We start from the raw sequence: 12,470 nt of genomic DNA, 5'->3' as shown, positions 1-12,470 counted from the left end.
GGAACCTTGGGGGGCTTGCGGATCAGCCGGTTGATCCGGTGCGCCCGTATTCGACCGGCGTCTTGACGAAGAAAACGTCGATGTTCTCGCTGCGGATGGCGTCGAGCACCCTGGTGCAGGTCGCTTCGTCCACGGCGGCCACGACACCGACAGGTTGGTCCGCCAGCTCGAAGAAATGCGCGGAATGGAAGCGGCCATCGTGGCCGAAGCTCTCGCCGGCGCTGAACAGCGTTCCGCCCAAGGCGCCATGTTGCCTGGCCAGTTTGAGCAACCATTCGGCCAGGGGTTCGTTGCCGTGCCGCCGATCCTGCTGGGTATAGAAAGTCAGTTGATATCCTTTCATGGCGCATGCTCCAGGTACGGGGTCAATGGGGGGATCGCATCGCGGAAATCGTGGCGATGCCAAGCAGAGTCATGGCGAGGGAACCGCCTACGTGCATAGCGATGGAGGCCGCCAACCAGCCGTAGCGCTCCTGCTGCAGCAAGGAGGCCAACTCGCCGGAAAATGTCGAAAAGGTCGTCAAGCCGCCACAGAAGCCCGTGACGATGAACAGCCGCCACTGGGGCGAGAGCCCAGGGTGGCCGCCGAAATAACTGATCGCCAGGCCGATGATGTAGCCGCCCAGCAGGTTGGCGATAAGGGTGCCGGGGGGAATGGATGGGAGCAGCGCGTTGAAGGCGTTTCCCAGCCACCACCGCAGCAGGGCGCCCAAGGCCGCTCCCGTCGAAATTGCGATGAGCGTGGCAGCCATCACCGCGCCCCTCAACCGGGCTGGCCATGGGGGACCAGCGGAATCTCGCACTTGAGCAGCACCGCGCGGACTTTATGCAGTTCGGCCGCGTGGTCGTGGAGAAACTTGCGCAGGGCCGATTCGCTGTCGATCAGCTCGACGCATTGGGGATGTCTCATGCTCGTGACTTCCGGGTGGTGGTGGGTGAGCCGCTCTCCCTTCAGGTAGCCCGATTGGATGGAGTGCAGCACGGCTTGCTGGATGCCGGATCGCCGGGCCGCGTTGATCAGGTGGTGGGCCAGGGCGGGCGCGCTCAGGCGATGCCAGAAGCGCGTCGCCTGGGCGCGGGCCGAAATCGGGAAGTACAGGCGCAATGCGGTCATGTCGGTGGTCATTCTGTATGGGGTCCTAGATTCGTTTGCCGGAATTGGCTGACATCGATTCTTGGCGCAGCTGCTTGCGATAGGCTCCCAGTTCCGAGATCCGCATGCCTTCCGGCACGACGCGATGCTTGGCATGGCCGACGCGCTGCGCGTGATAGATCCCGCTATGGCCTGAGAACAGGTAGGCCGCGATGCAGGCGATGGCGGCAAATGGCGCGATCTCCGGGCCGAACAGTTCGATCGCCATGACGATGGTGGCGATGGGCGTGTTGGCGGCGCCCGCGAACACGGCAACGAATCCCAGGCCCGCAAGCATCGAAAATGGCAGATGCAGAAGGGGGGCGAGCGCGTTGCCGAACGTCGCGCCGATGTAGAAGAGCGGGGTCACTTCGCCGCCTTTGAATCCCGTTCCCAGCGAACCTACCGTGAACAGAAGCTTGCCCGCGAAATCCCAAGGCGCCACCGGCTGCTGGAAGGCCTGCTCGATCGAGGGAATGCCCAGGCCGATGTAGCGATAGCCATCCAGGGCCCAGACGGCCGTGGCGACGGCGGCTCCGCCGATGAACGGCCGCAGCGGCGCATACGGGACGCGTCGTTTCATGAATGCGCCCAGCGCGTGCGCGCTGTTGGCGAAGACCATGCCTATCAAGCCGAAGAGAATGCCGGCGACGACCACGCTCAACACGCTCACCAGGCCCAGCGGCGCGACTTCCAGCACGGAGTAGTGGGTGTGGTGGATGCCCAGCGACACGCCGATCCGGTCCGCGGCGATGGCCGCGACGGCACATGGGAAAAGGGCGTCATAGCGCATGCGGCCGATGGCCAGGACTTCCAGTCCGAAGAGGGCGCCGGCCAGCGGCGTGCCAAACACCGAGGAGAAACCGGCGGCGATCCCGGCCATGAGGACGATCCGGCGGTCTTCCGGCCGCATTCTCAGGATGTGGGTCAGCTGATCGGCCAGCGCGCCGCCCATCTGCACCGCGGTTCCTTCACGCCCGACGGAGGCGCCGAACAGGTGCGAGATCACAGTGCCGCCGAGCACCATGGGAACCATGCGCAGCGGTATGACTTTCTTCGGATCGTGGATTTCGTCGATGATCAGGTTGTTGCCCGCCTCGACAGGCCGGCCCATGCGCAGATAGCACCAGCCGACGGCGAAGCCGGCCACGGGCAGCAGCCAGATCAGGGCCCGGTTCGCTTCGCGGGTGGAGGTGGCCCAATCGAGCGCATGGAGGAAAAGCGCGGACGCCGCGCCGGCCAAGCATGCGACGAGGAAGGATAGGGCCAGCCATTTGCCCATGTAGGGCAGGAGGTCCAGTTGTTCTAGGCGTGTGTTGCGCGGCATGGAGTTCAGGGTCCGAGGGAAAAATCCCCTGATCCGCGCAGCCATAGGACGCAAAAAATGCCTACAGCCCCGGCGGGAACCAGGGATCTGTAGGCATCATCAGCCGCGGTAAGAAACTTGCGGCGGTTAGCGGAGGAATGCCATCTCCGACGAACGTGGAAATTTTAGCAGGCCGCAATAGGCCGGCGCAAGCACGCGCGGCCGGTGCGGGGGGTAGCCATGGCGGGATTCCGCCGATACACTGGACGCGGAGATGGCATTCCTCCGCTAACCGCCCGGCGCTCCGGGCTGATGATGCCTACGTGAATCTCGGCAGTCGAGGCGCGTAGGCTTTTTTTGCGCCCTTTGCCGCCGCTAATCGACCTTGCGGAGGGAAGGGATGGCGAACCCAATCACTATTTCCGGCCTGGACGGCAAAGATCCGAAGGATGCCGTGCCGGCCGGCCCCTTGCCCGGGACCGTCCCGGAGCTGAGCGTGTTGTTCCTCGATACGCAGCCCAGCGTTGCGTTGATGGAAGCGGCGCCGCCTCAGCCCGATTATTTCGTCGATCTCAATCTCGACCAGGCGGTCGAGGCGATTCTGGCGAGCCGCGCCGAGTACGGACTCGGCGGCTTGTTCCGCGAGCCGCTCCAGTCACCGGACGCCGTTGCGTACCGGCATGAGGTATTTCGGGATCTGGCGGACGGCAATCTTCTGGCGGCGCTGAGAACGTTCGCCGAGGGCATGCGCGCCATGCGCAAGCAGCTCGGCCAGGCGGACAAACTGCATTATCCGCTGCAACAGAAGCGCTGGCACCTGGAAGCCGTGCGGACCTACTGCGCGGCGGTATCGGCGTTGTCGCGGTCGGTTCGCGCTTGCGCCATTCGGTCGCGCGCGCTGGGCGCATTCGGCAGGTTCCTCGACGGCTACGTGGCATCCGCGCCTTTCGGCGCGATGGATGCCGGGGTAACGAGGGCGCTGGCGGAACTCGATTCGATCGACTACAGCGTCGTCGTGGACGGCGGGACGCTGCGCGTGCTCCGCTACGCGCAGGAGGACGACTACAGCCGGGTGATTGAGGCCAGCTTCGAGAAGTTCCGCCAGGGCGAGGCGCGGGACCACCGCGTCGAGTTCCGCGAATTCGCCGACATGAACCACATCGAGGCCAAGGTGCTGGAATTCGTTGCGCTGCTGAACCCGGGCGCCTTCCAGCGCATGGACGAGCTGTACGCGACCCATCGGCGCTATCTGGATGCGACCGTGGCGATGTTCGATCGGGAGATCCAGTTCTACCTGGCCTACCTGGAGCACGTCGAGAAGTTCGCCCGCATCGAACGTCCATTCTGTTTTCCGGAGGTGAGCGAGTCCGACAAGCGTGTCTACGCGCGTGGGAGCTTCGACATCGCGCTGGGCCAGAAACTCATGCTGGCGGGGCGGCGAGTCGTGTGCAACGACTTCGAGCTGGACGACGGCCAGAGAATGATCGTCGTCTCGGGCCCCAACCAAGGCGGCAAGACGACATTCGCGAGAATGTTCGGCCAGCTGTTCCACCTGGCGGCATTGGGGTGCCCGGTTCCCGGGGCCGGCGCGCGGCTGCTCCTGAGCGATCGGATCTTCACGCATTTCGAGCGCCAGGAAAACATCGAAAACCTGCGCGGAAAACTCAAGGACGACCTGGTGAGGATCCACCGGATCCTGCGGAAGGCGAGCTCGCGCAGCGTGCTGGTCATGAACGAGATATTCACGTCCACGTCGCTTGCGGACGCGCTCTTTCTCAGCGAGAAGATCATGAAGGAGGCCGACCGCCTGGACGTGATCGGCGTATGGGTCACGTTCGTCGACGAGCTCGCGTCATACAGCGGCCGGGTCGTGAGCATGGTCAGCGCCGTGGATCCGCTGCAGACCGGCACGCGCACCTTCAAGGTCGTCAGGGCGCCTGCCAGCGGGCGTTCATACGCCATGTCCCTGGCGGAAAAGTACGGCCTTACCGCCGACAGGATAAGGGAGCGGCTGCAATCATGAAAGTCTTTCTCATGTACCCGGACCGGGATTTCGATATGAACGCGGCGCCGCCGCTCAACGGCCGCGATTTGATGGATGACCTGGAGCTGCCTACCCTGGTGCAGGCCATGGCGGGCGAGGACGAATTCCTGACAACCGTCGCGCGCGCGGCGCTGCTGGGGGCCGTGCGCGCCAACAAGGAGACGGTCGAGCACCGGCAGGCGGTGCTGCGCGACGCGCTGGCCCATGCCGACGTCGTCAGGCAGCTGTATCAGCTTTCCATGGACGCTCTGGAATCGAAGAAGAAGAGCTACTGGGGCATAGGCCTGCACTACCCGCTGGCCATCCTGCATGGATCGATGGAGGTGATCGAGATCCTCATCCCGATGCTCAGGCAACTGCGCGAGACGGCCAGACGGGTGGAATCCGAGTTCTCGTCGGAGGGATGGAAGCGGCTGTTCACGATGCTGGGCAACGAACTGGATGAGGACTATATCGCGGAGATACAGGGGCACCTGGCGACGCTGAAGTTCCGTGGCGGCATCCCGATGAGCGCGCATCTGGGTCAAGGCAACCGCGGGGCGGACTATGTGCTGCGCACACCTCTGCGCGACCAGCGCCATTGGCTGGCGCGGCTGTTCGGCAAGAAGCCAGAGATGTACCAGTACACGCTGCCTCCGCGCGACGAAAACGGCGCAAGGGCGCTGTCGGAGCTGGCCGACAGAGGCTTGAACCTGGTGGCCAACGCGCTGGCGCAGTCGGCCGAGCACATCGCCTGCTTCTTTACGCTGCTGCGCGCCGAGCTGGCGTTCTACGTGTGCTGCATCGATCTGCGCGACCGGCTGTCCGCGCTGGGTGAGCCGGTCTGCTTTCCCAAGGTCCTCGGGCCGGCGTCTCGCGCGCACGGCTTCAGTGAGCTGTACGACGTTTGCCTGGCGCTGAAAATGGGAAAGAAAGTGGTGTCCAACACCCTGGATGCCGGCGAGAACCGCATGATTGTCGTGACCGGCGCCAACCAGGGGGGGAAGTCGTCGTTCCTGCGCAGCATCGGCCTGGCTCAGCTGATGATGCAATGCGGGATGTTCGTGGGCGCGGCGTCCTTTACCGCCAATCTTTGCGAGGGGCTGTACACGCATTACAAGCGTGAGGAAGACACCACGATGGAGAGCGGAAAGTTCGACGAGGAATTGAAAAGAATGCGCGCCATCGTGGACGATATCTCGCCGGAGGCGATGGTGCTGTTCAACGAGTCGTTCGCCTCGACGAACGAACGCGAGGGCTCCGAGGTCGCGCGCATGATCGCCGACGCGCTGCTGGAGGGAAACGTGAAAATTGCGTTCGTGACGCACCAGTATTCCCTTGCGCACCATCTTTACGCGCGCGGAGATCCGCGCGACCTGTTTCTTCGCGCTCAGCGGCTGGCCGATGGAACGCGCACGTTCAAAATGGTGCCGGGGGAGCCGGAGCAGACCAGCTATGGCGCTGACCTCTACGCCGAAATATTCGGTGCGCAGGGGCAGGCGCGAGCCGCGTCCGCCGCGGCGGACGCCACGCAAATCAATGCCGCGCCTCGGTGAACGGATCGGCCTGACGGCGCGCCGCGCCTAGTTGGAGGCGGGATCGCCTATCGTGCCGAATTCCACGTGGCTTTTGGCATAGAAGAGGTGCAGGTCCGGTTCGTTTCGCAGGCGCTCCATCAGCGCATCGCATTCCTCCGCCGAGACGATCATGGTCACTTCCACGGGTTGGTCGGCCAGATCGAAAAAATGCGCCGAATGGAGGCGATGATGGCTGCCCAGGCCCTCTTGGGCGCTGATCAGCGTGGCGCCGCGGATCTGCATTGATTTCGCCAGGGTGAGCAGCCATTGGCACAGTTGCTGGTGGTCATGCCGGCGCTCTTGCTGGGTGAAGAAGGTGAGCTGATATCCGTCCATGGAAGACTCCCGCAGAGTAAGGAGTTCAGTCGGGATCTGTAGGCATCATCAGCCGATACGCTGGCGGTTAGTGGAGGAATGCCATCTCCATGCAAAAGCAGTGTACGCCCCGGAAACAGGCCATGCAATTGCGCCCAACCCGCGAACCTCATCCCTGCTCCTCAGGGTTTTCCCCAGGCGTGTTTTCCTTGCGGAAAATCAATGCTCTATAGGACACTTTGTGTCATCGCAAAAATGGATTTGCGGCACAAAGGGGGATCAAGATGAAGTTCTGGAGCATGGCGGGCGCACTGGCGTTGGCGGGGATAATGGCGGGCAGCGGCGCGCACGCTGCGTTTCCCGAGCGGCCGATCCGGCTGGTGGTGCCTTTCGGCGCGGGCGGGATTACCGACATCGTCGCGCGCCAGGTGGGCAAGGGCATGGGCGATGCGCTCGGGCAGAGCATCGTGGTCGAGAACCGGCCGGGCGCGGGCGGCGTGATCGCGGCGCAGCTGGCCTCTACGGCGCCGGCGGACGGCTATACGATCTTCATGGGCACGGTGGGCACGCAGGTGGTGAATCCGCTGATCTACGCGAAGCTTGGCTACGACGCGGACAAGTTCGCGCCGGTCGGCATGGTGTCGGGTTCGCCGTATCTGCTTGCCGTGCGGGCCGGCGTGCCGGCGGCCACGTTCGGCGAATTCGTGGCCTACGCCCGCGCCCATCCGGCGAAGCTGAATTTCGGCTCGGCGGGCAACGCAAGTTCGCCGCACCTGGGCCTGGAATTGTTGAAGCTGACCGCGGGCGTGGACATCATGCACGTGCCGTTCAAGAGCGGCAGCGAGGCGGTGAACGCCGCGATCGGCGGGCAGGTGGACGTGGTGATGGACGCCAGCCCCGTGATCATGCCGCATGCCGCCTCGGGCAAGCTGCGCGCGCTGGCGGTGGCGGCCGACAAGCGCCTGCCTTCGGCGCCTGAAGTGCCGGCGGCGAGCGAGGTGGGCGATCCGGCCTTGCAGATCAGTTCCTGGAACGCGTTCTTCGCGCCGGCGGGCACGCCGCCCGCGGTGCTGGAGCAGTTGAACGCCGCCTTGCAGAAGACGCTGTCGTCGCCCGAGCTGAAGGATCGCCTGGCCGCCCAGGGCACGCAGCTGTACACCGGCACGCCCGATGAATACCAGCGTTTCATTTCCGGCGAGAAGGCCAAGTGGGCCGAGATCGTGAAACGCGCCAACATCAAGATGGACTGACGATGAGCCCTGCACCCCACCCCCTGGCCGGCAAGCCGCTGGAACTGGCCGACACGCTGCGTTCGGGCAATGCCTGGAAGATCCGCCTGGCTTGCGGCTACATGGGCCTGCCCATCGCGCGCCGCACCTTCGATATCGTCCAGGGCGATCTGGAGACCGACGCCTTCGGGCGCATCAACCCGTGGCGGCAGGTGCCTGCGCTGCTGACTGCGGAAGGGGAGTGGCTGGCGGAGTCGCAGGCGATCCTCTGGTACCTGGGGCAGGGCACGCCCTGGCTGCCGGCCGACCGCCTGGCGCAGGCGCAGGTCAGCAGCTGGCTGAGCTTCGAGCAGACCCAGCACATGCATGCGTTCGCGCAGCCCCGGCTGCTGATCCACTTGCGCCAGACGGCGCGGGTGGACGATCCGGCGATGCAGGCATGGCGCGAGATCGGCATGAAGGCGGCCGCCTGGATGGACGCGCACCTGGCGGGCCGCGACTATCTGGTCGGGACGGCGCCCACCATCGCGGACATTGCGCTGTACCCGTACACGAGCATGGCGGCGGAAGGCGGCTACGACCTGTCCGGCTTCGCCCATATCGACGCCTGGCTGGCGCGCATGCGCGCCTTGCCCGGCTTTACGCCGTTGATCGCAACGGCATGACGCATTCAAATCCGATGGAGAAATAATGGCCGACACGATGCACTTGGGAAAAGACGAACTGATCGCGCGGGCGAAGGCCGAGATGCAGCGCCAGTTCGATGTCCCCGAATGGAGTCTGCGCGAGCGCCTGGCGCTGACCTGCCGCATTCTGTTCGACGGCGGGCATGATTCGGGCCTGGCCGGGCAGATCACGGCGCGGGCGCCGGAGCCGGACCGCTATTACACGCAGCGCCTGGGCCTGGGCTTCGACGAGATCACGGCCGGCAATCTGTTGCTGGTGGACGAGGACCTGCGGGTGCAGGAAGGCGGGGGCATGCCCAATCCCGCCAACCGCTTCCACTCCTGGATCTATCGCGCGCGTCCGGACGTGAACTGCATCATCCACACGCATCCGCTGCACGCCGCATCGCTGTCGATGCTGGAGGTGCCGCTGGAAATCTCGCACATGGACAACTGCCCGCTGTACGACGACGTGGCCTTCCTGAAGGATTGGCCCGGCGTGCCGGTGGGCAACGAGGAGGGCGAGATCATTTCGGCGGCGCTGGGCGCCAAGCGCGCCATCCTGCTGTCGCACCACGGCATGCTGGTCGCGGCCGGCTCGGTGGAGGAAGCCTGCGTGCTGGCGCTGCAGTTCGAGCGGGCGGCGCGCATGCAGCTGCTGGCCATGGCGGCGGGCAAGATCCAGCCGATCCCGCCGGCGCTGGGCCGCGAGGCCCACGATTGGATCCTGACGCCGAAGCGTTCGCAGGTGGGATTCTCCTACTATGCGCGGCGCGCGCTGCGGGCGCATCCGGACGTGCTGGCCTAGGGCTTGCGCGGCTCGGCGCCCGGCGCCCGCCGGCCATGGAGGCGGCGGGCGCCGGTCGGCTCGACGGCCGGGCCGGTTTAGGGCATTCTTAGCGGTCGTATTCCGCCATTCCCTAGTCCATGATCGACCTGCCGCACCGCTTGCGCGCCCTGCGACGCCAGCAAACCCTGTCCCTGGAACAGCTGGCGCAGCGCACCGGATTGACCAAGAGCTACCTCTCCAAGCTGGAGCGTGGCTTGAGCGAACCGTCCATTTCCACCGTGTTGAGGCTGGCCGAAGCCTATGGCCTGGGCGTGTCCCAGCTGGTCGGGTCCGACGACGCGGCGCAGGAAGAGGTCGTCAGCGTGGTGCGGGTCGCGGACCGCGAGGCGCTGCAGCGCCGCGGCCTGGGCAGCGAATACCACTACGAATCGTTGGCCGGGCGCCGCAAGGTCAAGGCGATGGAGCCGTTCGTGGTGCATCCGCCGCGCGAATTCCCCGACGCCACCGCCGTGTTCCCGCACCCTGGCGAGGAATTCCTGCTGGTGCTCAAGGGCGCCATCGAAGTCCATGTGGGCGAGCGGCAGTTCCGCCTGGAAACCGGCGATTCGGTCTATTTCGATTCCGAACTTCCCCACCGCATGCGCACCGTCAGCCGCGCCATGGCCGAGGTGCTGGTGGTGGCGGCGCATTGAGCCGGGCCCGGCCTGCCGCATAATGTCCCATACAGATACCGCAGATACAGGAACTACCATGAAAAACGACCAATCGCGGCTGGTCCGCATCGATGCCGGCCCCATGAAGAATCCGGTGCCCGGCAAGCCCCGCCGCCCGATTTCCGGCGACGCGGCGTTCCGCACGGTGACCGCTTTCGAGGGCAACGGCGGCAAGGCCGAGGGCGGCGTGTGGGAAAGCACGGCCGGCGTCTTCCAATCCAACACCACCGGCTATATCGAATTCGGCTACATCGTCGAGGGTTCGGCCCGCCTGGTGGATCCGGACGGCACCGTGCATGAGCTGACCGTGGGCGAAGCCTTCGTCATGCCGGAAGGCTATACCGGCCGTTGGGAAGTGGACCAATTCGTCAAGAAGATCTATTTCATTACCCGCATGGCGTAGCGCGCGCAGCACGCGAACGCGCGGACTCCCTGGAGCAAGCCTTATGACCGCCATTTCCGCTGCCCCCGTATCGGGTGCAGCGTTGCCCGCCGTCACCGCGCAGGTAGACGTCGTTTCCATCCAGTCCCAGGTCGTCTACGGCTATGTCGGCAACAACGCCGCCATGCCCGTGTTCCGCAAGGCGGGTTTGCGCGCCATCGCGGTGCCCACCGTGATCCTGAGCAATACGCCGCACTATCCGACCTTGCACGGCGGCGCGACGCCGCTGGACTGGTTCCAGGGGCTGCTGCAAGGGCTGGACGAGCGCGGCGTCACCCGGGTGGCGCGCGCGGTGGTTTGCGGTTACCTGGGCCAGCCCGGGCAGGCCGGCCTGCTGGCGGGCTGGCTGCCCGCGCTGCGCGCCGCCCGGCCCGAGCTGCGGGTGCACATCGATCCCGTCATGGGCGACCGCAACGACGGCCTGTACGTGGATGAAGGGTTGGTGGCGCAATACCGCGAGCTGCTGGTGCCGCTGGCCGACGGCATGACGCCCAACCATTTCGAGCTGGAACTGCTGGTTGGCCGGACGCTGTCCTGCCTCGACGACGTGGTGGCGGCGGCGCGCGAGCTGATCGCGCTGGGGCCCGACTGGATCGTGGTGACCAGCGCCGCGCCCATGGAGGCCGCGGCGGGCACGCTGCAGCTGGCGGTGGTGACGCGGGACGAGGCGACCGTCGTCACGCATCCGGAAATCGCCATTCCCCCGTCGGTGCACGGCACGGGCGACGTTTTCATGGCCAGCATCACGGCCAGGCTGTTGAACGGCACGGACCTGGTCCAGGCCGCGCGCGAAGCCGCCGCGCAGGTGACGGTGGCGCTGGAGCGCACCCGCGAACTGGCCTGGGAAGAGCTGGCCGTCGAGGAGTAGACCGGGCCGGCCGCGCCGGCCCCGCCGGATCAGGGCACCAGCGACAGGCCGATACGGAACTGCGATTCGTTGCGCTGGTTGTAGCCCAGCAGCGTTTCGCCGTAGCCGTTGAAGTACTGCAGGTGCAGGTAGCCGTTCATGTTCAGCCAGGTGCGCTGCAGCGGCCACGCGAAGTCCAGCTGCGTGGTGCGCCGCTTCTGGTCGCCCTGGCGGTACAGGGCCGAGACCACGGCGCCGTTGTCCTGCGCCCAGCGCAACTGCCAGTCCACGTGGCCGGCATAGTCGGAGTAGTCGCGGTTCTCGTCGGCCACGCCGAAGTAGGCCTTGACCCGGGGCGCGAAGGTCAGCGTGCTGCCGCCGTCGAAGCGGTAGTGCAGGCGCGGCTCGATGTAGCCGTCGTTGAGCGAACGGGAATCGTCGCCGTCCTTGCCGTTCGAGTTGTGTTCCACCCCGGTGTTCATGCCGAAGCGCCAGTTCCGGCTGTCGGAGGACCAGATATTGTCGGACAGCCAGAAAGCGCTGGGGTTGAAGGTGGTGTCGATGAAGGGCATGGAATCGCCCTGCAGGTCCCACAGCGAGGTCTGGGTATAGGCCAGGTAGAAGTTCTCGTCCCAGGTCGCCGGCCGCCCGCCGGCCGGGCTGAAGAGGCGGTACTTGGCGCTGATCTGGAAGCGGGCGGTGGTCTGCCCCCGGGTGCCGATGTCGAAATACACCGGCTTGTATTCGGAGATGGAGCTGCGGAACCGGTCGAACGCGGTCTGCTGCTGCACCGTGGGCACGGCGCTGGCGTCGGGCGACGGGCCGCCTTCCGGCGACGCCCCGACCGCCGTGACGGCGGCCACGGGCACGGGTTCGCCGCTGCGCGCATCCACCACCGGACCCTGCGCGGGCGTGCTGGCCAGCGTGCCGCTGTCGCGTCCGGTGGCGTCCAGCGCCATCATCGCGGGCTGGCCTTCGATAGACACGGCCTGCAGGCCGCGCGCCGTGGACGGCACCACGGCCGTCCATGCCATGCGCGCGAAATTGTTGACCGGCACGCTGAAGCTGGCCGCTCCGCCGCGCAGCTTGGCGAGGCTGCGCACGATCTGGCCGTCCTGGCCGCGCCATTGCAGCACCAGTTCGGGCGGGGCTTCCCAGGTGACGCGGGCGGTGTCTTCGTTGAAGTACACCGCTTCGATGGTGACGGTCTCGCCGGGGGCGGCCGAGGGGCGGTCCAGCCGGTATGACACGCCCGCGGAGGCGGCGCCCGCGACACCCATGGCGAGGACGGCGGCCAGGGCGCGCAGGGGCGGGACGGGGCGTGCAAGACGGCGTGTAAGCATTGGGACATAACCTGGTTTTGTGACGAGGAAATGTAGCATCGACCCCGGCAACAGTTTGTAAGGCAGGCTAATCGTATGTAGAAAGCGT

General features: G+C 65.8%; 14 protein-coding genes and 3 riboswitches. Of the genes, 8 read left to right on the top strand and 6 right to left on the bottom strand.

From position 1 onward, the window contains the following. Window positions 1–22 precede the first annotated feature (22 nt). The 4 genes from ADE01S_RS12915 to ADE01S_RS12900 are packed head-to-tail and all read right to left on the bottom strand — an operon-like array spanning window position 23 to window position 2,459. Complete coding sequence (locus tag ADE01S_RS12915) at window positions 23–343, bottom strand: DUF190 domain-containing protein (protein WP_062682099.1); 321 nt, start codon at window positions 341–343, stop codon at window positions 23–25. A 22-nt stretch (window positions 344–365) separates the two neighbouring features. Next, window positions 366–752 carry a fluoride efflux transporter CrcB gene (gene crcB / locus ADE01S_RS12910; RefSeq protein ID WP_062682098.1) on the bottom strand — a complete coding sequence of 129 codons (387 nt, stop codon included), beginning with the start codon at window positions 750–752 and terminating at the stop codon, window positions 366–368. An 11-nt stretch (window positions 753–763) separates the two neighbouring features. After that, the gene (locus ADE01S_RS12905) at window positions 764–1,126 is read right to left on the bottom strand and encodes a DUF190 domain-containing protein (protein WP_062682097.1); all 363 of its coding nucleotides are present in this window, start codon (window positions 1,124–1,126) and stop codon (window positions 764–766) included. A gap of 13 nt (window positions 1,127–1,139) precedes the next feature. After that, the gene (locus ADE01S_RS12900) at window positions 1,140–2,459 is read right to left on the bottom strand and encodes a voltage-gated chloride channel family protein (RefSeq protein ID WP_062682096.1); all 1,320 of its coding nucleotides are present in this window, start codon (window positions 2,457–2,459) and stop codon (window positions 1,140–1,142) included. 83 nt (window positions 2,460–2,542) lie between these two features. After that, window positions 2,543–2,616, bottom strand: a riboswitch (Fluoride riboswitch). Between the two features lie 83 nt (window positions 2,617–2,699). Next, a riboswitch (Fluoride riboswitch) is annotated at window positions 2,700–2,767 on the top strand. A gap of 71 nt (window positions 2,768–2,838) precedes the next feature. Between ADE01S_RS12900 and ADE01S_RS12895 the strand changes: the two genes are divergently transcribed. Both ADE01S_RS12895 and ADE01S_RS12890 read left to right on the top strand, forming a co-directional pair. After that, a complete protein-coding gene (locus ADE01S_RS12895; protein WP_082775779.1) occupies window positions 2,839–4,461 on the top strand; it encodes a MutS-related protein in 1,623 nt (540 codons plus the stop codon). 11 nt (window positions 4,462–4,472) lie between these two features. Beyond that, complete coding sequence (locus tag ADE01S_RS12890) at window positions 4,473–6,017, top strand: MutS-related protein (protein WP_075873319.1); 1,545 nt, start codon at window positions 4,473–4,475, stop codon at window positions 6,015–6,017. A gap of 27 nt (window positions 6,018–6,044) precedes the next feature. Here ADE01S_RS12890 and ADE01S_RS12885 read toward each other — a convergent pair whose 3' ends face one another. Beyond that, complete coding sequence (locus ADE01S_RS12885; protein WP_062682095.1) at window positions 6,045–6,374, bottom strand: DUF190 domain-containing protein; 330 nt, start codon at window positions 6,372–6,374, stop codon at window positions 6,045–6,047. 32 nt (window positions 6,375–6,406) lie between these two features. After that, a riboswitch (Fluoride riboswitch) is annotated at window positions 6,407–6,472 on the bottom strand. Between the two features lie 165 nt (window positions 6,473–6,637). On the opposite strand from ADE01S_RS12885, the gene ADE01S_RS12880 reads away from it, so the two are divergent. From ADE01S_RS12880 to pdxK, 6 genes are all read left to right on the top strand, one after another. Continuing rightward, complete coding sequence (locus tag ADE01S_RS12880; protein ID WP_062682094.1) at window positions 6,638–7,603, top strand: Bug family tripartite tricarboxylate transporter substrate binding protein; 966 nt, start codon at window positions 6,638–6,640, stop codon at window positions 7,601–7,603. A 2-nt stretch (window positions 7,604–7,605) separates the two neighbouring features. Further along, window positions 7,606–8,247 carry a glutathione S-transferase family protein gene (locus ADE01S_RS12875; protein ID WP_062682093.1) on the top strand — a complete coding sequence of 214 codons (642 nt, stop codon included), beginning with the start codon at window positions 7,606–7,608 and terminating at the stop codon, window positions 8,245–8,247. Between the two features lie 25 nt (window positions 8,248–8,272). Further along, window positions 8,273–9,055 carry an aldolase gene (locus ADE01S_RS12870; protein ID WP_062682092.1) on the top strand — a complete coding sequence of 261 codons (783 nt, stop codon included), beginning with the start codon at window positions 8,273–8,275 and terminating at the stop codon, window positions 9,053–9,055. A gap of 119 nt (window positions 9,056–9,174) precedes the next feature. After that, the gene (locus ADE01S_RS12865) at window positions 9,175–9,729 is read left to right on the top strand and encodes a helix-turn-helix domain-containing protein (protein ID WP_062682091.1); all 555 of its coding nucleotides are present in this window, start codon (window positions 9,175–9,177) and stop codon (window positions 9,727–9,729) included. A 58-nt stretch (window positions 9,730–9,787) separates the two neighbouring features. Next, on the top strand, window positions 9,788–10,153 hold the full coding sequence (locus ADE01S_RS12860; RefSeq protein ID WP_062682090.1) for a cupin domain-containing protein: 366 nt from the start codon (window positions 9,788–9,790) through the stop codon (window positions 10,151–10,153). A gap of 43 nt (window positions 10,154–10,196) precedes the next feature. Then, complete coding sequence (gene pdxK / locus ADE01S_RS12855) at window positions 10,197–11,060, top strand: pyridoxine/pyridoxal/pyridoxamine kinase (protein WP_062682089.1); 864 nt, start codon at window positions 10,197–10,199, stop codon at window positions 11,058–11,060. Window positions 11,061–11,089: 29 nt separating this feature from the next. Here pdxK and ADE01S_RS12850 read toward each other — a convergent pair whose 3' ends face one another. Next, a complete protein-coding gene (locus tag ADE01S_RS12850) occupies window positions 11,090–12,382 on the bottom strand; it encodes a phospholipase A (RefSeq protein WP_062682088.1) in 1,293 nt (430 codons plus the stop codon). Window positions 12,383–12,470: the final 88 nt, after the last annotated feature.

Origin of the sequence: Achromobacter denitrificans NBRC 15125 (genome assembly GCF_001571365.1) — a bacterium.
Lineage (GTDB): Bacteria > Pseudomonadota > Gammaproteobacteria > Burkholderiales > Burkholderiaceae_B > Achromobacter > Achromobacter denitrificans.
This window is presented reverse-complemented; position numbering and strand designations above follow the sequence as displayed.

Excerpts from the sequence above, each read along its gene's own strand:
- ADE01S_RS12900 (WP_062682096.1), bottom strand. The coding sequence starts at position 2,459 with ATGCCGCGCAACACACGCCTAGAACAACTGGACCTCCTGCCCTACATG.
- ADE01S_RS12905 (WP_062682097.1), bottom strand. The coding sequence starts at position 1,126 with ATGACCACCGACATGACCGCATTGCGCCTGTACTTCCCGATTTCGGCC.
- ADE01S_RS12890 (WP_075873319.1), top strand. The coding sequence starts at position 4,473 with ATGTACCCGGACCGGGATTTCGATATGAACGCGGCGCCGCCGCTCAAC.
- ADE01S_RS12850 (WP_062682088.1), bottom strand. The coding sequence starts at position 12,382 with ATGCTTACACGCCGTCTTGCACGCCCCGTCCCGCCCCTGCGCGCCCTG.
- crcB (WP_062682098.1), bottom strand. The coding sequence starts at position 752 with ATGGCTGCCACGCTCATCGCAATTTCGACGGGAGCGGCCTTGGGCGCC.
- ADE01S_RS12885 (WP_062682095.1), bottom strand. The coding sequence starts at position 6,374 with ATGGACGGATATCAGCTCACCTTCTTCACCCAGCAAGAGCGCCGGCAT.
- pdxK (WP_062682089.1), top strand. The coding sequence starts at position 10,197 with ATGACCGCCATTTCCGCTGCCCCCGTATCGGGTGCAGCGTTGCCCGCC.
- ADE01S_RS12880 (WP_062682094.1), top strand. The coding sequence starts at position 6,638 with ATGAAGTTCTGGAGCATGGCGGGCGCACTGGCGTTGGCGGGGATAATG.
- ADE01S_RS12875 (WP_062682093.1), top strand. The coding sequence starts at position 7,606 with ATGAGCCCTGCACCCCACCCCCTGGCCGGCAAGCCGCTGGAACTGGCC.
- ADE01S_RS12915 (WP_062682099.1), bottom strand. The coding sequence starts at position 343 with ATGAAAGGATATCAACTGACTTTCTATACCCAGCAGGATCGGCGGCAC.
- ADE01S_RS12860 (WP_062682090.1), top strand. The coding sequence starts at position 9,788 with ATGAAAAACGACCAATCGCGGCTGGTCCGCATCGATGCCGGCCCCATG.
- ADE01S_RS12865 (WP_062682091.1), top strand. The coding sequence starts at position 9,175 with ATGATCGACCTGCCGCACCGCTTGCGCGCCCTGCGACGCCAGCAAACC.
- ADE01S_RS12870 (WP_062682092.1), top strand. The coding sequence starts at position 8,273 with ATGGCCGACACGATGCACTTGGGAAAAGACGAACTGATCGCGCGGGCG.
- ADE01S_RS12895 (WP_082775779.1), top strand. The coding sequence starts at position 2,839 with ATGGCGAACCCAATCACTATTTCCGGCCTGGACGGCAAAGATCCGAAG.